This is a genomic window from Massilia violaceinigra (genome assembly GCF_002752675.1).
GTDB lineage: Bacteria > Pseudomonadota > Gammaproteobacteria > Burkholderiales > Burkholderiaceae_D > Telluria_A > Telluria_A violaceinigra.
Genome location: NZ_CP024608.1, coordinates 3,606,251 through 3,624,360, shown reverse-complemented (window position 1 = coordinate 3,624,360; position 18,110 = coordinate 3,606,251). Strand labels below are relative to the sequence as shown.

Sequence of the window (18,110 nt, the reverse complement as noted above, 5' to 3'; positions counted from 1 at the left end):
GAAGCAAGCGAATAGGTCCGGACCGCAAACAGTCAGAATGAACAACGTTCGATACTGGTAGCGGCCGCAAAAAGCCGGTCAACCCGGCTTTCTTGTCCCCTCACCCGCCTCGCAATAGTCGCAAACCGTATAGTCCTCCCGCCACCGAACCTGGCTTGGCAACAAACTTCACCGTCAGCTTGCCCCCCGACCCCGCCACGACTGCGGCTGGAATCGCGATATCCCGCGTATACACCTCCGGCCCCGGCGGTGCATCGAGCTGCAGGGCCGCGATCGTCGCGCCATTGACCACCACATCGAACTTGCGCCCGGCGTCCAGCGTCGAAAAACTGAGCCGTAGCGCCGCCGCTTCGAGCTTGGGATCGTTCAGCACGTAACTGAACCACCCGCTCGCATGTCGCCAATGCTTGCCTTTATTCACTCCGGCGTCACCCCCATCGGCCTGATAGCCGTGATCGGACTCGGGCTGCTGCTCGCCGGGCGCCACCTGGTCGATGGTCAAGGCATTCAACGCAAGCCGTTCGGCTTCTCCCCTGGCCGTGGCAGCCTGTGTGACCGCCAGATTGGCAGGCGTCGAGTAAGGCCAGTACACCATGTAGCGCGAATCGTGCAGCCGGAAAAACGGAATCAGGCGCAAGCTGCCGGCGCCCTTCCCCTGGATCAGCCCTGGCGCGGTGAACGTCAGCGGTGCGCCCTTGACCGGCTTGAACCGGGCGACAAAATCACGCGTATTGCTCACAAAAATCGGCGCGGCCTCCAGCGGACACACCGGCCCCGCCGCAATATGCCCCATGCGCGACGCATCCGCGGCAAAGTTCAGTTTTTCGTCCGCGAACAACTGGGTCTTGGCCGCCAGCACGATCGGACCGTGCAGGACGGCGTAATAATCGGTCTTGTCGGGCATTTGCTCCAGCGTCGTGCGCATCGGCAAGGTCACATCGACCGTGTCGCCCTTGCGCCACGCGCGCCGCAGGCTCACGTATGCGCCAGGTTCGCCGTCCACCTTCACCGCCATGCCGTTGACCCTCACCTGCATCGCCCCGCGCTTGACCCAGCCGGGATAGCGCAGCTTGAGCGTGAACGGCTTGTCCGATTCGATCGTCAGCCGCGTCTTGCCTTCGTCCGGAAACCGGGTCGTCTGGCTCAGCTTCACGTCCTGCGCGCGCCAGTGCAAGGTGGAGGGAATGAACAGGTTGACGAACAACGCGTCGCCGTCGTGCGCATAGATGAATTCGCCGTACTTCGACTGGCTTTCGATACCGGACCCGACGCAGCACCACATTGCCTTGTCGGCCTGCGAATACACGCGGTAATGATTCGGCCGCATGGGCGTGAAATACACGAAGCCGCCGTCGGAGGGCCGCTGCGACGACAGGATGTGGTTGTACAGCGCCCGCTCCACATAATCGGTGTAGCGCACCTGCTGGTCCTTGAGGAATAGCATCTCGGTGAGGCGCAGCATGTTGTAGGTGTTGCACGTCTCGGGGCCCTCAACCTCATTCACCATCGGCGAAAAGTCCTGATCGTCGTGGAAGTGCTCCTTGACGCTGTTGCCGCCGATGGCGACCGTGCGCCGTTCGCGTACCGTGGTCCAGAAATAGCGGGCGGCATCGTGCCACTTCGGATCACCGCTCAGCTCGCCGATGCGCTGAAAGCCGATGACCTTCGGAATTTGCGTGTTCGCGTGCAGGCCGGTCAGCTTGTCCTGGGAATTCAGCAGCGGGTCCAGGATCGCCTGGTGCGAAAAGCGCTTCGCCAGTTCAAGGTATTTTTTGTCGCCCGTCATCTGATAAACGTCGGCGAAGACTTCGTTCATACCGCCGTGCTCGCTACGCAGCATGGCTTGCATCTGTTCCGGCGTGAGCGTGGTGGTCAGCTTCAAGGCCCAGTCCGACAGCGCGATCAGCATCGCGCGCGCGTCCTCGTTGCCGGCGTAATGATAGGCGTCGCGCAAGCCCGCGTAGACCTTGTGAAGGTTGTACCAGGGCACCCACTTGCCGTTGACCGAAAAGTTGTCCGCCTCCAGCTTGCCCTTGGCGACGGCCTGCCATGCATCGCTCCCGCCCGGAATGCCGCCCAGATAACCGTTGCCGTTCGCATCCTGGCACTTCTTGAGTTCGGCGATGGTGTAGTTCAGGCGTGCCAGCACTTCCCTGTCGCCGCTGGCTGCGTACATCAGCGCCATGGCGGACAGGTAATGGCCTCCCATGTGGCCGTCGAGCCCGCTCGACTCCCAGTTGCCGTAGCTTTCCTGCTTGAGCGGAAGACCGGCTTCACGGCGAAACGGCGCCAGCAGCTTGTCTGGTTCGAGCGCCATCAGGTAGCGCAGGTTGGTGTTCTGGGCGTCGAGGAAGGGGCTGGCGGTGAGGCGCACGTCGGCCAGCGCAAAGCGTTCGGCGGCGACGGCCGGCAGCACGCACGCCGCCATCAGCGCGGCTGCAAGGAGGTGTTTCATGGCGCCCTTATTGTTGCTTGCTCTGGTAGCGGTTCAGGTCTTGCGCATCGACCGAGGGCCAGCCATCCTTGTCCCATTTCATATCGAGGATTTTGAGCTTTTGCAGGTAGTTGTCGGCGGTTTCATAGGCGTGCATGACCAGCAGGTCCTTGCCGTCGATGCTGTAGGCGCTGTTGTGGCCGACACCCTTCCACTGCGCATTGCCTTCGATGAGCAGCGAGCCGCCGCCCTTGGCCATGTCCTTGCCGGCGCGGTCGAGATAGGGGCCGGTGACTTCCTTCGAGCGGCCCATCACCACGTGATAGGTGCTCGCTTCTTTCTTGCAGCACAGGCCCCAGGAAACGAACAGGTAGTAGTAGCCGTTCTTCTTGAGGATGTGCGGGGCCTCGATTTCGGCCGGGCCGGCTTCTTCATCGGGAATGCCGGCCGGCCGCGTGCGCTGGGCGATCGTGTGCCAGGCCTGCGGCTCGGCCAGGCGCGTGCGGGAAGCGTCGAGCTTGACCAGCTTGATGCCGCTCCAGAAGGAGCCGAACGACATCCACGGCGTGCCGCTGCTGTCGTCGACGATGTTGGGGTCGATGGCGTTCCAGTTGTCGCGCCCGGGAATCGATTGCAGGACCATGCCCTGGTCTTCCCATTTGTAGTTAGCTGCGCGCGGGTTCAGGGTGGCGTTGGTGGTCACGCCGATGCCGGAGGTGTTTTTTCCGAAACCGGAGACGGAGTAGTAGAGGTAGTATTTACCGTTGTGGAAGGAGATGTCCGGTGCCCAGATATGGTCGTTGAAGCTGGGAGCGGCTTTCCTGGCCCAGGCGGGTTCACCGGGGAACACGCGCCCTTCTTCCTTCCAGTTGCGCATGTCGGCGGAACTGTAGAAGGTGATGCCGGGGCCGGTGCTGAACAGGTAGAAGGTCTTGCCTTCCTTGGCCATGACGGGGTCGTGGACGCTGACTTGTTTGGCGTGGGCGGCGGTGGTAAAGAGAAGGCTGGTGATGAAGGCAAGGGATTGAATCTGTGGACACATAATAATTCCCAAGAACGAAAATACGTCGTTCCCGCGTAGCGGGAACCCAAGTCTGGTTGATTAGCCTGTAACTGCGCTACAAACTTGGATTCCCGCCGAGTGCCGCCTTGACGCGGGAATGACGGAGCACAGGGTAAAGGTAACAGGAAAAAGAATTGGCCGGTCAGCCTTCCAGCGCAACCACCACGACAGCTTTCGCCGGCACCGTGACCGTCAGTTTACCGCCACTCGCCTTGGCACTGAACGGCGCCGGTTTGATCGCCTGCGGGTTCTGGAACGTGTTGTGCGCGTCCATTGCCGTTGCCGTCAGCACGCGGCCATTCGCACCGGCCAACTGCTTGCCCGCCACATTGACCACCACATCAGCCGGCTGGCCCGGATTCGTATTCACCAGCGACAGGTACAGCTTGCCATCCTTCGCACGCGCCGCCGAAGCACTGATGCCCGGAATCGTGGTCTCGCCCAGCGTGTAGGCCTTGTCGTCCGCCACCTTCACCGGCAGGGACGTCGCATCCTGGAACGGCACGTACATGTGGAAGGCGTGATACGTCGGCGTCAGGAGCATCTTGTCCTTTTCCGTCAGGATCATGGCCTGCAGCACATTGACCATCTGCGCAATATTGGTCATATGAACGCGGTCGGCGTGCTGGTGGAAAATGTTGAAGTTGAGCGCAGCCACCACCGCATCGCGCAGCGTGTTCTGCTGGTACAGGAAGCCGGGCGTGGTGCCGGTCTCGACGTCGTACCAGGTGCCCCATTCATCCACATACAAGCCAATCTTTTTCTCCGGATCGTTCTTGTCCAGCACGGCGATATTGTTCCTGATCATCGAGTCGATTTTCAAGGTGTTCGCCAGGGTCGAGATCCAGTGCGGCTCGGCAAAGCCAGTGGCTGCGCCCTTGCCTTCCCACTTGCCGGTCGGGATGGTGTAGTAGTGGAAGCTGATGGCCGAGGTCTGGGCCTTGGCGTTCTTGCTGATCACGTCGGTCCACTTGATGTCGTAGTCGTTGCCGCCGCTGGCGATCATCAACGGCCGGTTTTCCTTCGGCGCCTTGAGCATTGTTTCGTAATTCTTGTACAGATTGGTGTAGTGCTCAGGCGTCATATTGCCACCACAACCCCAGGCTTCGTTGCCGATCGCGAAGTATGCCACCTTGAACGGCTTGTCGCGGCCATTCTTGCGGCGCAGATTGGCCAGGCTCGATTTGCTGTCGGACGTCATGTACTCGACCCAGTCCGCCATTTCCTGCACCGTGCCGGAGCCGAGGTTGCCGTTCACGTAGGCATCGGCGCCGAGCAGATCGACCAGGTCGAAGAATTCGTGCGTGCCGACGGCGTTGCTCTCTTCCACCCCGCCCCAGTTGGTATTGACCTTGACCGGGCGCTTGGCGCGCGGGCCGATACCGTCTTTCCAGTGGTATTCATCGGCAAAGCAGCCGCCTGGCCAGCGCACCAGCGGCACGTGCAGCTGCTTGAGCGCGCCCACGACATCGTTACGCCAGCCCTTGGTGTTCGGAATTTTCGAGCCGGTGCCGACGTACATGCCTTCGTAAATGCCGGTACCGAGGTGTTCGGCGAACTGGCCATAGACATTCTTGTTGATGACCGGACCGGGCTTGCCGGCGTCAATGGTCACGCTGACGGGATTGGCCGCGAAGGCAGGCAGGGCCGCCATGCACAGGACAGCGAGGCTTTTCTTGATGAGTTTCATACAGTCTCCTGAGGATCTAGTTTTTTGAAAGAATTATTTGAAAACAGCGACGAAGCCACCGTGGGGTTCGATGGTGACCACGGCTTGGCCGCCGCTGATCTCCGATTCGGTGAATTCGCGCTCGGTCTTGCCATCGCTGATCAGTTTTCCCTTGCGCTTGCCGAGGAAGCCCAGGTCCATGGTGACCGTGCGCGGCGTGTCGTCGGCATTCAGGCCGGCCACATACCAGGCCTTGCCGGACTGGCGCGCGATCACGGCGTGAGTGCCGGGATAGCCGTCGATGAACTTGCTGGCGTCCCAGCTGCGCGGCAACTCTTGCAGCAGCGTCTTGACATACGCTGGCGCGCTCGCCATGCCCTCGGGCGTGTCGGCGAAGTGCTGAATGCCGGACAGAAACAGGACCGACTCGGCCAGCTCGAAACCATTGCGGGTGACGCGCTTGATCTTTGGAATGTCGCCAAATACCATCGGCGTGTAATCCATCGGATCGAACAGATTGCGCGTAAACGGGATGGTCGCCACATGGCGCGCGACCAGATCCTGATCCTTCTGTTCGAAGGTGGTGAACTCCAGGCCCCGGATCGCCTCGGCCGTCATCAGGTTGGGATAGGTGCGCGCCCAGCCGCGCGGCAGGGTCGCACCGTGGAAATTGACCAGCAGCCCGGCCGCGGCGGCATCCTTCAGGATGCCTACGTAGTAGCCGATCATGGAGGCGCCGTCACCGGCGAAGAAGTCGACCTTCACGCCCTTGATGCCCATATCCTTGAGGCGGGCGAATTCCTTGACCCGCTGCTCGCGCGTGAGCAAGGCGCCCTTGGGCGAATACGCGGTCTTGTTCCAGGCGCCCGAGGAGTTGTACCAGACCAGCACGCCGACCTTCCTGGTGGCGGCATAGGCGGCCAGTTCCCTGATCTTCTCGTAGCCGATCTTGCGGTCCCAGTCGGCATCGATCAGCGCGTAATCCCAGTGCATGTCGGCGGCGTAATCGATGAACTTCTTCTGCACCTCGTAGACGGTGGCGTCATCCTTGAGCAGGGCCCAGCTCCAGGCCGCATGGCCCGGCTTGACCTTGGCCTTGTCGAACGCGATGGCCGGCGCCGCCAGGTCGGTCCCCAGGGTCGACTCGACCAGGGTGGCCAGCGACCCGAGGGCGATGATGCGCCACGGCGTGACCAGTTCAGCGCTGCTTTCCGCCAGCAACTTACCGCCGGTATAGACCTCGGCGTCCATCGGCGAACCGATGCGGTAGCTCGCATTCGGCGCCTCGGCCTGCAGGCGCGACGCGTGGAAGGAGCCGTCCATGCCCGCCTCGGTCAGCGCCACCCAGGTATCCCCGCTCTTGAACAGCGCCGGAAACACCCAGCCGGCCTTGGACGGCGACGGTGTGCCGACCGCAACCTCGCGCTGGTAGTGCTCTTCGTATGACGGATTGGTATCGGACCAGCCGGTCTTCGCCACCGACATCGGCTGCAGCCAGGCCGTGGCCGCCGGCGCGAAGGTGAAACCGGTCGCTTCGCTGACGAACTGCTTGCGGGCCGGATCGGCGCCCTTGACCACATAGCGGAAGGCCACGCCATCGTTGGACACGCGGAAAATCAGGTCCATGGTTTGACCGGCCGCATTCTGGACCGGGAACACTTGTTCGTTGGCACGGTAGCTGATCTTGCGCTTCTTGCCGACCGCCATCTCGTAATGATCGCTCACCGGCCTCACCCTGGAGGCCGGCTTCAGGCTCAGGGCATGGGTCAGGTCGGCTCCAGCCAGCTGCAATCCCAGGCTGGACGCCAGCACGACCGGCTTTGCGTCGCGCGTGATCGAATAGACCAGGGTCTGTTGCGGTGTCAGTTCGACCTTGAGCCGGATGCGCTGGTCGGGACTGTCGAGCGCCTGGGCCTGGGCGGCCGCCAGCGACAGCATCAGGAAGAAACCGTGCTTGTTGATATACATGTGTGCGCCTTATGTGGGCGCAAGGCTGTGGCGGTCAGCGCGACCGGCGAGCCTTGCAGATACCGCGATCGTGGCGGGAACCGGGGTCAGATCCAGCCGGCGTCGACGATGAAATCCTGGCCGGTGCACATGGCGCTGTCATCGGATGCGAGGAACAGGATCATGGCCGAGATATCGTCCGGCATCAGCGGGCCGGGCAGGCACTGGTTGCGCTTGATGTCGGCCTTGCCGGCTTCGTCGACCCACAGGTCGAGCTGGCGCTGGGTCATGACCCAGCCGGGCGTGACGGTGTTGACGCGGATGCCATGGGCGCCGAAGTCGCGCGCCAGGCCGCGGGTCAGGCCGACCGTGGCCGCCTTGGTGGACGTGTACACCGGGTAGCCGCCATTCTTCGCGTGCCACGACATGGAACCGACGTTGATGATGGAACCGGCTCCCTTCTTCTTCATGCCGGCCAGGACCGACTGGCAGGTGAAGAACATGGGGCGCTGGTTGATGGCGATGCGCTGGTCGTAGAATTCGACGGTCACGTCTTCGGTCTGGTGGCGCTGGTCGTTGGCGGCGTTGTTGACCAGGATGTCGAAGTCGCCCAGCTGGGTGGCCAGCTCGGCCATCGTCGATTGCAGCGCGGGGATGTCCGTGATGTCGCAGTAGCGGAAGACAGGCGCCGGCGCGCCGGATTCGGCGATGCGCAGGCACAGCGCTTCGCTGGCCTCGCGCGCGATGTCCACAAACGCTACTTGCGCGCCCTGGACCGCGAAACAGGCAACCAGCGACTCGCCGATGCCGGTGCCGCCGCCGGTGATGAAGACCCGCTTGCCTTGCAGGCTTGGGTAGGTGGCTGATTTTTTCATGGTGTCTCCAACTTTTTTATCTGCCGTCGTCCCCGGCCTGGGCGGCCCCCTTGGCGGGGATGACGGGGGCTGAGTGTAGTGGGGCGAAGCAAGAACTACGACGGGAGCGACATTATCAAGCCTTCGTCAACGCCCCATCCCGCCGGCGCCACACACCCTCATTATCATCGCGCAGCACGTCCGGCAACAAGCTCTGCGCCAGGTTCTGGTAGCACACCGGCCGCAGGAAACGCTGGATCGCCGCCGTCCCAACCGAGCTGCTGCGCCCATCCGACGTGGCCGGGAACGGCCCGCCGTGCACCATCGCGGTCGATACTTCCACACCGGTCGGCATGCCGTTGGCCAGAATCCGCCCCACTTTGCGTTCCAGCACAGGCAGCAAGGCACGCACCAGTTCCGTGTCGCCCTCATCCATCTGCACCGTTGCCGTCAACTGCCCTTCCAGGCTTTCGGTGATGGCGCGCATTTCATCCACACTGTCGCAAGCGACCAGCAGCGATGCCGGTCCGAAAATCTCGCCATGCAGCGCCTGCTCGGTCAGGAAAGCCTTGCCGCTGGTACGGAACAGCGCCGGGCCGCCCTTGCCTTCGGTGTGCGTCGCTTCCTTCAACGCGTCAACCGCCTCGTGCTGCGCCAGCTTGTGCACGCCGCTCTGATAGGCCGAGGCGATACCTGCCGTCAGCATCGTCCCTGCCTCGATACTTGAAAGCGCCTGCGCGGCCTTCTCGGCAAAGCGGTCGAATTCCGGCCCTTTCAACCCTAGCACGAGACCCGGGTTGGTGCAGAACTGGCCCACGCCCATCGTCATCGACGCGGCGAATGCGGTGGCGATCTGCTCGCCGCGCGCGGCCAACGCTTCCGGCATCAGGAAAAAGGGATTGATACTGCTCATTTCCGCATACACGGGAATCGGCTGCGCACGCGCCGCCGCCACGCCCATCAGCGCCTGTCCGCCGGAACGCGAACCGGTAAAGCCAACCGCCTTGATCGACGGATGCGCCACCAGGCCCTGGCCGATGCCGTTGCCGGTACCGGTCAGGAGCGCGAACACGCCGGCCGGGAGCTTGCACAGTTCAATCGCTTTGACTACCGCACGCGCCACCAGTTCGGACGTGCCGGGATGGGCGGAATGGGCTTTGAGCACGACCGGGCAACCGGCGGCCAGCGCGGCAGCGGTATCGCCGCCGGCCACCGAAAACGCCAGCGGGAAGTTACTCGCCGCGAACACGGCAACCGGGCCCAGGCCAATCATGCGCAGGCGCAGGTCGGGACGCGGCAAGGGCTGGCGGTCAGGCAGGGCGCTGTCGATGCGCACATCGGCCCACGAGCCTTCGCGCAGCAGGTCGGCGAACAGCTTCAGTTGGCCCATCGTGCGGCCACGCTCGCCTTCGAGACGGGCGCGCGGCAAGCCGGACTCCGTCATCGCGCGCACGATCAGCTCGTCGCCGAGTTCCAGGATCTGGGCCGCGATGGTTTCCAGGAAAGTAGCGCGTGCTTCATTGCTGGTCGCGCGAAACGGATCGAACGCCGCTTCCGCCAGGCGGCAAGCTTCGTCGATCTGGCCGGCGTCGACCATGTGGAAGGCCGGCTCGATCGGCGCGCGCGTGGACGGATCGAACGCCTGGAAGGAGCCGCCATTGCCGCGGACTGCGTGTCCGCCAATCAGTGCTTCACCGGTGATGGTCATAAGGCGTTCACTTTCGTAAAGGTGGATGTTTCACGCTCGAGGCGGTTGCGCAGGGCCGGACCGAAAACGGGAGATTCGATCTCGAACGTTTCGCCGGCCAGGACCGTGATGTTATCGGCCACGCTCAAGGTGGCGGTGCCGAAGAAATGGATGTGGACGTCGCCGGCGCGGTTGAACAGGCCGTACTTGAAATGGTGATATTCCAGATTGGCGATTGAGTGCGACATATTCTGCTCGCCGCTCACGAACGTCTTTTCCCAGCGCACTTTTCCATCGGTGCCGATGATGCGCGAGGTGCCGGCCACGTGGGCTGGCAATTCGCCGACCAGCAATGCGGGGCCGAGGCCGCAATTGCGCAGCTTGGAGTGGGCCAGGTACAGATAATTCTGGCGCTCGGTCACGTGGTCCGAGAATTCATTGCCGATGGCGTAGCCGAGGCGGTGCGGCTGGCCATCGTCGCCGATCAGGTACAGACCTGCGATTTCCGGCTCTTCGCCGCCATCGAGGGCGAAGTCGGGCATTTGCAGCGGCTGGCCGCTGGCGCGCACCACCGAACCGTCTCCCTTGTAGAACCACTCCGGCTGCACGCCGCGCGCGCCGTCGGCCGGCTTGCCGCCCTCCACGCCCATGCGGAACATTTTCATGCTGTCGCTCAGGGTCTCGACGTCGCCGCCGATCTTCTTGTGCATGGCGTCGCGCGTGTCGGCGCTGCCCAGATGGGTCAGGCCGGTGCCGGTGACGTAGCAGTGGGCCGCGTCGGCGTGGTCGAGCGGGGCCAGCAGTCGGCCTGACGTGGCGACGGCTTCGTAGGAATGGACTTCGGCACCGATGGCCGCAGCGGCCAGTTCGGCCAGTTTGGTCGTGCTGGCGATCGCCTGGCGCGCCAGGGCGTAGGTGCTGGCGTAGCCATCGACGACGCGCAGCTGGTCTTGCTCAAGCACGGCAACGCGGCGCGCGCCGGCTTCATTGGTAAATTGGACGAGTAACATGGAGTCTCCGGTGAAAGCTGGGGCGGTTCCAGGCGCAGCATGCAGACACAGGCTCAAGCGCGAAGCGGATGAGCCTGTGTGGATGCCAGACCTGGAACCCGGCGCAGTTAATGGGAATGGCGCGGCACGGCCGAACCGCGGCTGCCGAGCAGGAAGTCGAAGTCGCAGCCTTCATCGGCTTGCAGCACGTGGTCGATGTACAGCTTCTGGTAGCCGCTCTTGGCCACCGGCGCTTGCGATCCGGCACGGGCTGCCAGGCGGCTGGCCATTTCGTCGTCGGAAATGTCCAGGTTCAGGCTGCCGTTGTGGCAGTCGAGCGCGATGAAGTCGCCATCCTGCACGATGCCCAGCGGACCGCCGGCCATCGCTTCCGGCGCCACGTGCAGCACCACGGTGCCGTAGGCGGTGCCGCTCATGCGCGCGTCCGAGATGCGCACCATGTCGGTGATGCCCTGGGCCAGCAGCTTGGGCGGCAAGCCCATGTTGCCCACCTCGGCCATGCCGGGATAACCCTTCGGTCCGCAATTTTTCATCACCAGGATCGAATCGGCATCGACATCCAGATCCGGATCGAGGATGCGGCTTTTGTAGTGATCGAAATCCTCGAACACGACCGCCTTGCCGCGGTGCTTCATCAGGTGCGGCGAGGCGGCCGACGGCTTGAGCACGGCGCCGCGCGGCGCCAGGTTGCCGCGCAGGATGCAGATGCCGCCATCCTCGATCAGCGGCTTGGCCAGCGGACGGATCACCTCGTCGTCGTAGATCGGCGCTTCTTCGCAGTTCTGCCACAGGCTCTTGCCGTTGACGGTCAGCGCATGCTTGTGCGGCAGCAGGTTGCCTTCGCCCAGGCGGCGGATCGCACCCGGCAAGCCGCCGGCGTAGTAAAACTCTTCCATCAGATAGCGGCCGGACGGCAGCAGGTCGACGATGGTCGGGGTGCCCTTGCCGATGGCGGTCCAGTCTTCGAGTTCGAGCGGCACGCCGATGCGGCCGGCAATCGCTTTCAGGTGGATCACGGCGTTGGTCGAGCCACCGATGGCGGCGTTGACCTTGATCGCGTTCTCGAACGCTTCGCGCGTCAGGATCTTCGACAGGCGCAGGTCCTCCTGCACCATCTCGACGATGCGGATGCCCGACATATGCGCCAGCACGTAGCGGCGCGAATCGACGGCGGGAATGGCGGCATTGTGCGGCAGCGAGGTGCCGAGCGCTTCAGCCATGCAGGCCATGGTCGAGGCCGTGCCCATGGTGTTGCAGGTGCCGGCCGAGCGCGACATGCCGGACTCGGCGGACATGAACTGGTGCAAGGTGATGGTGCCGGCCTTCATCTGTTCGTGCAGCTGCCAGACGGCGGTGCCGGAGCCGATGTTCTTGCCGTTCAGCTTACCGTTGAGCATGGGACCGCCGCTGACGACGATGGTCGGCAGGTCGACGCTGGCCGCGCCCATCAGCAGGGCTGGCGTGGTCTTGTCGCAGCCGACCAGCAGCACGACCGCATCCATCGGATTGCCGCGGATCGATTCTTCCACGTCCATGCTGGCCAGGTTACGGGTGAGCATGGCGGTCGGGCGCAGGTTCGATTCGCCGTTGGAAAAGACCGGGAACTCGACCGGGAAGCCGCCGGCTTCGAGGATGCCCTTCTTGACGTGTTCGGCCAGTTGGCGGAAATGGGCGTTGCAAGGAGTCAGTTCGGACCAGGTATTGCAGATGCCGATGATCGGCTTGCCTTGAAACTCGTGGTCGGGGATGCCCTGGTTTTTCATCCAGCTGCGGTACATGAAACCGTTTTTATCCTGGGTACCGAACCACTCCGCGGAGCGCAGTTTCGGCTTTTTCGTCTCAGACATGTATTCCTCCTGGTTATTCTGATGCCGTCTCGAACTCATGTCGTCGTTCGGTCAGCGATAGAGGAATACTAAAGATTCTTGGGATGCCTTTCCAATCACTTTTTTGGCGAAAGTGATATCGATAGTGATATCGAACCAAGATCGGTCACGCGAGTCTAATTGTTATAAATGGAAGCACCCGGGGGCTCTGTGTGCTTCGCCGATTCCGTCTGACTGGAGAAATCATGGCCTACTCAATTAAGCCGATTATCGAAGAAACAGGTTCCTCTGCAGATGTTGCGAAAACGCTGTTTGCGGGAGACACATCAGCAATCATCGACGAGATGCGCAGCGGCACGCCCGCCAGTGTTATTCGCGACGTGGCGAATCGCTTCGGAATCACGCAGGACAGCCTGTTCGTTCACTTGCGCTTGCCGCGAAACACCTTACGGGAACGGATCAGCAAAAATGCGTTGCTGTCATCGACTGAACAGGACCGCATCTACAGGGCGGACCGCGTCTGGAAACGCACACTCGATGTCCTCGAAGATGAGAATTCCGCACGCCGTTGGATTACCAGAAGCAATCGCGCACTTGGCGGGGAATCCCCGCTGTCGCTACTCGACACCGAAGTTGGTTACGAACTCGTCATGGATACACTTGGCCGGATTGAGCACGGGGTTGTGGCCTAGTGCGGCCGCGCTGCCAGATCGTATGGCGAATTGCGAAGCACACCGCCCAATACCACGCAACAGACATGAGCGGTGGCGGAGCCAAATCGACCGGAGGGCGTTGGAATAGCAAAGGTATGCCTGTCGTGTACGCAGCCACATCCATCGCCTTGGCTACGCTGGAAACACTGACGCGCGTGGGCGACAACACGACCATGCGGAATGCCTTCCTCATACGGATCGCCATTCCCGGTGCCGTATGGAGAAAGCGAGAAATCATCGCACCCGCCGTCCTGCCGCCGACATGGCTGGCAGAGCCGCCCGGCGCGACTACCATCGATCTTGGTGACAAATGGTTGCGGAGCGTTTCCGCTCCTTTGCTACTGGTACCTTCCGTCATTATTCCCGAGGAATTCAACGTGTTGATCAACCCAGCTCATCGATCCAGCGGCCAGATCACGGCAGAAGTCGTACGGCAGTATATTTATGATCCACGTCTGAAAAAATGTCGATAAGCTCGAGCGGAGCGCGCATCTACGGCGTTTAATCTGCGCCGCGCGAGGCCTGGCCCCAGTCTGGCAACACCGAAAACACCAATCAGCAAATAAACCGGCTCTCCGGCAAACCACGCACACCCGGCACGATCCCGGTGAACAGCCCGCCATCCGCATCCACCGGACTGGCCAGCCCCACGCGCGCGCTGCTGACATACAGCTGATCGAGCAGCGCGCCGCCGAAGGCAACGCAGCTCGGCTGGCTGGCCGGCACCGCCACGGTGCGGTCGATGCTGCCGTCCGGCGCATAACGCACCAGCTTGCCCGCGCCCCACTGTGCATTCCACACATAGCCACGGGCGTCGACGCACGACCCGTCCGGCTCGCCCCCGCCGTCCACCTGCGCAAACACGCGCTGGTTCGACAGCGCGCCGCCGACCACGTCGTAGTCACAGCAGCGGATCACCCGGTCCGGCGAATCGCAGTAGTACATGGTCGCGCCGTCGGGACTGAAACAGATGCTGTTGGCAATCGCCACGTGCGGCAGCGGCAGGCGCTCCACGCTCAGGTCGCGGTTGAGCCGATAAAAGCCGCCGATCGGCAGGCGCGGCTCGACTTCGTTGAAGGTGCCGAACACGAAACGCCCCTGGCGGTCGCAGCGCCCGTCGTTCATGCGCGTGGTCAGCCCGGCCTCGATCTCGCAAATCGGCGTGAGCGCCCCGCTTTCCAGCTCGAAGTACGCCAGTTGCGTCGCCAGCCCGACCAGCAGGCGATGATCGTGGTCGGTGAAGGCAAACGATGCCAGCCGCTCCGGCATGGCCCAGCTGCGCGTGGCGCCGCTGGCAGGATGGTGCGCCCACAGCGTCGAACCGAGAATATCGGTCCAGAACACCCGCCCGCTGCGCTCGCACCACAGCACGCACTCGCCCAGCGCATTTTTTGCGTCGACCATTAGCTCAAGCATCACTTCTCCACCGAAAATTTGTACCGCGATACAGTCGCATATTCCTCACCAGGGCGCAAGATAGTGTTCGGAAACGTGCTCTGGTTGGGCGAATCGGGAAAGTGCTGCGGTTCCAGGCAGAAGCCGCTGCGAAAGCCGTAGGTCCGGCCCTTGCCGCTCAGTGTCCCGTCGAGGAAATTACCGCTGTAAAACTGCACGCCCGGTTCTTCCGTGAACAGTTCGAGCACCCGGCCCGACACCGGCTCGTGCACGCGCGCGGCCAGGGTCGTCGCCCTGGGTGCAGGTTTGTTGAGCACGAAGTTATGGTCGTAGCCGCCGGCGTGGCGCAATTGCTCGTCATCGTTGCCGATGCGCTCGCCGATGGCGTGCGGCGTGCGGAAATCGAAGGCGGTGCCGGCCACCGGCGCCAGTTCGCCCGTGGGAATCAGGGTATGGTCGATCGGCGTGGTGGCATCGGCATCGATACGCAGCACGTGGCCGAGGATGTCGCCGCCGCCGGCCAGGTTGAAGTACGCGTGCTGGGTCAGGTTGACCGGCGTGGCCTTGTCGGTCACCGCATCGAAGGCGACCACCAGCTCGTCGGCGGCGGTCAGTTCGTACACCACGGTCACGTCGAGCGTGCCGGGATAGCCCTGCTCGCCGTCAGGGCTGCGGTAGATCAGGGTGACGCCGACCGAGTCGCCTTCCTGGAAAGGAATGGCGCGCCACAGCACGCGGTGGAAGCCCAGCTCGCCGCCGTGCAAGTGGTTGGGGCCGTTATTGGTGGGCAGTTGCACCACCTGGCCGTCGAGCGTGAAGCGGCCACCGCGCAGGCGATTGCCGTAGCGCCCGATCAGTGCGCCGAAGTACGGCGAGTCCTTCACGTACGGCGCGACCGTGTCGAAGCCGAGCGTGATATCGGCAAGGGTGCCGTTGCGGTCGGGCGTATGGATTTCGGTGATGATGCCGCCGAAATCGGTGATCTTGACAACCAGCCCGTTCGGGTTGGTCAAGGTGGTCAGCGTGGCGGCCCTGCCGTCGGGCAGATGGCCGAATGCGGTTTGCTTGATACTGGCTTGCACGGTGCTCCTCGTTAAGGTTCCTCAGGCGAGCGACGGGCGCCCGAACACGGGCATGCCCTGCTCGTCCCAGCGCAATGGCTTGACGAATGTGTGGCGGTCGGGGTTCCACAGTGGGTCGCCGACGATCTCGGTATAGGTACGAGCATGGTACACCAGCATCACCGTGTCGCCATCCTCGCCATAGGTAAAACTGTTGTGACCCGGGCCGTAGATGCCGTATTCGTAGCAGGTCTGCAGCACCGGCTCGGCCAGCTTGGTCCATGCGGCCGGGTCGAGCAGGTCGGCGTTCTCGTCGGCCCACAGCAAGCCCATCGCATAATTCTCGTCGGTGGCGCTGGCCGAGTAGCTGATGAAGATCTTGCCGTTGCGCTTGAGCACGGACGGCCCTTCGTTGACCCAGAAGCCGCGGATTTCCCAGCCGAATTCGGGCTTGCTCAGCATGACCGGCGGCCCTTTCAATTGCCACGGCGTGGCCATCGGCGCGATGTAGAGGTTGGAGTTGCCTTCGATCGCCTCGTCCTTTTGCGCCCACAGGTAGTACAGCACGCCGTCATGGGTGAAGGTGGTGGCGTCGAGGCAAAAGGTATCGATGCCGGTGTCGATCTGGCCCATGAATTCCCATTCGCCCTCGAGCGGATTGGGGCTGGTGTTGCGTACGGCATACATGCGGTGCTGGAACAGTTTGTGTTTGATCTCGCGGCTGGGCGCGGCGGCGAAGTAGACGTACCAAGCGCCCTGGTTGAAGTGGATCTCCGGCGCCCACAGCAGTTCGCTGTAGGGGCCGGAATCCGGCTTGCGCCAGACATCGACCGCAGGCGCGCTTGGCAGTTCCGCAATGGTGGGCGCGCGGCGCACTTCGATGCGGTCGTATTCCGGCACCGAGGCGGTGAAATAATAATAGCCGTCGCTGTGCTTGTAGATGAACGGGTCGGCCCGTTGTTCGATCAGGGGTGTCAGGGTGTGCATGGTCGTGGCGTTGTTCATGAAATTCAGGTGGCGGCGAAGCCGAGCTTGCGCATGTCGCTCTTGACGTCGCCGTAGTAGCTGTCGGTGATGCGGTATTTGAACATCAGCGCGCCCATCAGGAAGTGGAAGAAACCCGGGATCACGGTCAGCATCAGCGCGATGCCGCTCAGCGCCAGCGGCGTCTGCGCCTGGTTGGGGACGTACTGGAAATAAGTCAGCAACAGGCCGACCATGCCGCCAGCCACCGCCATGCCGGCTTTCTGGCATACCGAAATGCCGCCGAAGGCAAAGCCGGAGACGCGCTTGCCGGTCTTGACCTGGCCGTAATCGATGGTTTCGGCAATGGCCGACCAGAACACCGGTGCATGCAGGTCGACCACGAAGGAGAGCGCGAAATACAGGATAAAGGCGAGCACGGCGTCGCCCGGCTTGATGGCCACGTACATCAGCACGCTGATCAGGGCCACGCCGAGCTGGGTGTAGCGGAACAGCTTGACCTTGCAGTACGACTTGGTGATCCAGGTCGAGGCGACCATCGACAGGATCGCCGCCGCCACGCCCGCCGACAGAAAGGCCGATACCATTTTCGGCCCCAGGCCCAGGTAATAGGTCGCGTAGTAAATGGCGACCGAGCCGCGCACCACATAGCCGATGGTGCCGGTCACGCACACGCCGCACAGGATCAGCCACTGGTCGTTGCGCATCAGCAGTGTGAACTGCTCGAGCAGCGATTGCCGCTCGACCACGTGAATCACCCTTTCGGTGGTGCTGAACACGCAGAACAGGAACAGGGCCACGCCCATCACCGCCATGACCGCCATCGCCGCCTGGTAACCGGCCGCCGCACTGCCCTTGCCCCATTCTTCGGCCAGCAGCGGCACGATAATGGTCACCATGAAAGCGCCGATCTTGGCGAAGAACAGGCGGTAGCCGTTGGCCGAGAGGCGCTCCTGCGGGTCGCTGGTCAGCCCGCTGATCAGGGAAATGTAGGGAATGCCGACCCCGGCCGTCATCAGGGTCATCAGGATGTAGGTGCCGTACGCCCACACCAGCTTGGCGTCATAACCCCAGGCTGGCGTGGTGAACACGAAAAACACGCTGACGCCGTAGGGAACGCACAGCCACAGCAGCCACGGGCGATAACGGCCCAGGCGCGAGGTGAAGCGGTCGGTGACCTGCCCCATGGCCAGGTCGGCCACCGCGCCGATGACTTTCACCACCACGAACAGCAGCGCCAGGTGCTCGGTGCGCAGGCCGTAGATATCGGTGTAGAAGAAGGTGATGAGCAGCATCATCGACGAGATCACGACGTTGAGCGCCATATCGCCGGTGCCGAAGCCGACTTTTTCGAGGGTCGATAATTTCTGGGAATTCTTAGCTAGCGTATTCATTCAAACTTTCTCAGCCATGCAAGGACAGAAAGCGCTGCGTGCCATTTCCACGCAACGCTTCCGGGATGATCGC

Annotated in this window: 14 protein-coding genes; 2 read left to right on the top strand and 12 right to left on the bottom strand. The window is 62.7% G+C overall.

What is annotated here, in order from left to right; all coding sequences use genetic code 11:
* Positions 1–100: 100 nt before the first annotated feature.
* The 8 genes from CR152_RS16215 to CR152_RS16180 form a co-directional block, all read right to left on the bottom strand.
* The gene (locus CR152_RS16215) at positions 101–2,455 is read right to left on the bottom strand and encodes a glycoside hydrolase family 127 protein (protein ID WP_099876034.1); all 2,355 of its coding nucleotides are present in this window, start codon (positions 2,453–2,455) and stop codon (positions 101–103) included.
* Between the two features lie 7 nt (positions 2,456–2,462).
* On the bottom strand, positions 2,463–3,476 hold the full coding sequence (locus tag CR152_RS16210; protein WP_099876032.1) for an arabinan endo-1,5-alpha-L-arabinosidase: 1,014 nt from the start codon (positions 3,474–3,476) through the stop codon (positions 2,463–2,465).
* A gap of 163 nt (positions 3,477–3,639) precedes the next feature.
* Positions 3,640–5,187, bottom strand: coding sequence for an alpha-N-arabinofuranosidase (locus tag CR152_RS16205; RefSeq protein ID WP_099876030.1), 1,548 nt, complete (start codon positions 5,185–5,187; stop codon positions 3,640–3,642).
* Between the two features lie 33 nt (positions 5,188–5,220).
* Positions 5,221–7,134, bottom strand: coding sequence for a glycoside hydrolase family 97 protein (locus tag CR152_RS16200; RefSeq protein WP_099876028.1), 1,914 nt, complete (start codon positions 7,132–7,134; stop codon positions 5,221–5,223).
* Between the two features lie 86 nt (positions 7,135–7,220).
* Complete coding sequence (locus CR152_RS16195; protein ID WP_099876026.1) at positions 7,221–7,988, bottom strand: SDR family NAD(P)-dependent oxidoreductase; 768 nt, start codon at positions 7,986–7,988, stop codon at positions 7,221–7,223.
* 115 nt (positions 7,989–8,103) lie between these two features.
* Positions 8,104–9,675, bottom strand: a complete 1,572-nt coding sequence (locus CR152_RS16190) for an aldehyde dehydrogenase (NADP(+)) (protein WP_099876024.1) — start codon at positions 9,673–9,675, stop codon at positions 8,104–8,106.
* The gene (araD1, locus tag CR152_RS16185) at positions 9,672–10,664 is read right to left on the bottom strand and encodes an AraD1 family protein (RefSeq protein ID WP_099876022.1); all 993 of its coding nucleotides are present in this window, start codon (positions 10,662–10,664) and stop codon (positions 9,672–9,674) included. The genes CR152_RS16190 and araD1 overlap by 4 nt, the downstream gene beginning before the upstream one ends.
* A 107-nt stretch (positions 10,665–10,771) precedes the next feature.
* On the bottom strand, positions 10,772–12,511 hold the full coding sequence (locus CR152_RS16180; RefSeq protein WP_099876020.1) for an IlvD/Edd family dehydratase: 1,740 nt from the start codon (positions 12,509–12,511) through the stop codon (positions 10,772–10,774).
* A 224-nt stretch (positions 12,512–12,735) separates the two neighbouring features.
* On the opposite strand from CR152_RS16180, the gene CR152_RS16175 reads away from it, so the two are divergent.
* The gene (locus CR152_RS16175) at positions 12,736–13,182 is read left to right on the top strand and encodes an Xre family toxin-antitoxin system antitoxin (RefSeq protein WP_099876018.1); all 447 of its coding nucleotides are present in this window, start codon (positions 12,736–12,738) and stop codon (positions 13,180–13,182) included.
* Positions 13,182–13,676: an RES family NAD+ phosphorylase gene (locus CR152_RS16170; RefSeq protein WP_267876242.1), complete on the top strand. Its 495-nt coding sequence runs from the start codon at positions 13,182–13,184 to the stop codon at positions 13,674–13,676. Before CR152_RS16175 ends, CR152_RS16170 begins: the two co-directional genes overlap by 1 nt.
* Before the next feature lie 82 nt (positions 13,677–13,758).
* Here CR152_RS16170 and CR152_RS16165 read toward each other — a convergent pair whose 3' ends face one another.
* Genes CR152_RS16165 through CR152_RS16150 form a run of 4 tightly spaced genes read right to left on the bottom strand, consistent with a single transcriptional unit; the run spans position 13,759 to position 18,037 of the window.
* Complete coding sequence (locus CR152_RS16165) at positions 13,759–14,622, bottom strand: SMP-30/gluconolactonase/LRE family protein (protein WP_099876017.1); 864 nt, start codon at positions 14,620–14,622, stop codon at positions 13,759–13,761.
* On the bottom strand, positions 14,619–15,680 hold the full coding sequence (locus CR152_RS16160) for an aldose epimerase family protein (RefSeq protein WP_099876014.1): 1,062 nt from the start codon (positions 15,678–15,680) through the stop codon (positions 14,619–14,621). Before CR152_RS16160 ends, CR152_RS16165 begins: the two co-directional genes overlap by 4 nt.
* 21 nt (positions 15,681–15,701) lie before the next feature.
* Positions 15,702–16,664: a glycoside hydrolase family 43 protein gene (locus CR152_RS16155; protein WP_229413421.1), complete on the bottom strand. Its 963-nt coding sequence runs from the start codon at positions 16,662–16,664 to the stop codon at positions 15,702–15,704.
* 5 nt (positions 16,665–16,669) lie between these two features.
* Positions 16,670–18,037, bottom strand: a complete 1,368-nt coding sequence (locus CR152_RS16150; protein ID WP_099876012.1) for an MFS transporter — start codon at positions 18,035–18,037, stop codon at positions 16,670–16,672.
* Positions 18,038–18,110: the final 73 nt, after the last annotated feature.

What these genes read in the sequence shown, in the direction of transcription:
- CR152_RS16155 (WP_229413421.1), bottom strand. Translation starts at nt 16,664, where the DNA reads ATGAACAACGCCACGACCATGCACACCCTGACACCCCTGATCGAACAA.
- CR152_RS16180 (WP_099876020.1), bottom strand. Translation starts at nt 12,511, where the DNA reads ATGTCTGAGACGAAAAAGCCGAAACTGCGCTCCGCGGAGTGGTTCGGT.
- CR152_RS16210 (WP_099876032.1), bottom strand. Translation starts at nt 3,476, where the DNA reads ATGTGTCCACAGATTCAATCCCTTGCCTTCATCACCAGCCTTCTCTTT.
- CR152_RS16195 (WP_099876026.1), bottom strand. Translation starts at nt 7,988, where the DNA reads ATGAAAAAATCAGCCACCTACCCAAGCCTGCAAGGCAAGCGGGTCTTC.
- CR152_RS16215 (WP_099876034.1), bottom strand. Translation starts at nt 2,455, where the DNA reads ATGAAACACCTCCTTGCAGCCGCGCTGATGGCGGCGTGCGTGCTGCCG.
- CR152_RS16190 (WP_099876024.1), bottom strand. Translation starts at nt 9,675, where the DNA reads ATGACCATCACCGGTGAAGCACTGATTGGCGGACACGCAGTCCGCGGC.
- CR152_RS16175 (WP_099876018.1), top strand. Translation starts at nt 12,736, where the DNA reads ATGGCCTACTCAATTAAGCCGATTATCGAAGAAACAGGTTCCTCTGCA.
- araD1 (WP_099876022.1), bottom strand. Translation starts at nt 10,664, where the DNA reads ATGTTACTCGTCCAATTTACCAATGAAGCCGGCGCGCGCCGCGTTGCC.
- CR152_RS16150 (WP_099876012.1), bottom strand. Translation starts at nt 18,037, where the DNA reads ATGAATACGCTAGCTAAGAATTCCCAGAAATTATCGACCCTCGAAAAA.
- CR152_RS16200 (WP_099876028.1), bottom strand. Translation starts at nt 7,134, where the DNA reads ATGTATATCAACAAGCACGGTTTCTTCCTGATGCTGTCGCTGGCGGCC.
- CR152_RS16205 (WP_099876030.1), bottom strand. Translation starts at nt 5,187, where the DNA reads ATGAAACTCATCAAGAAAAGCCTCGCTGTCCTGTGCATGGCGGCCCTG.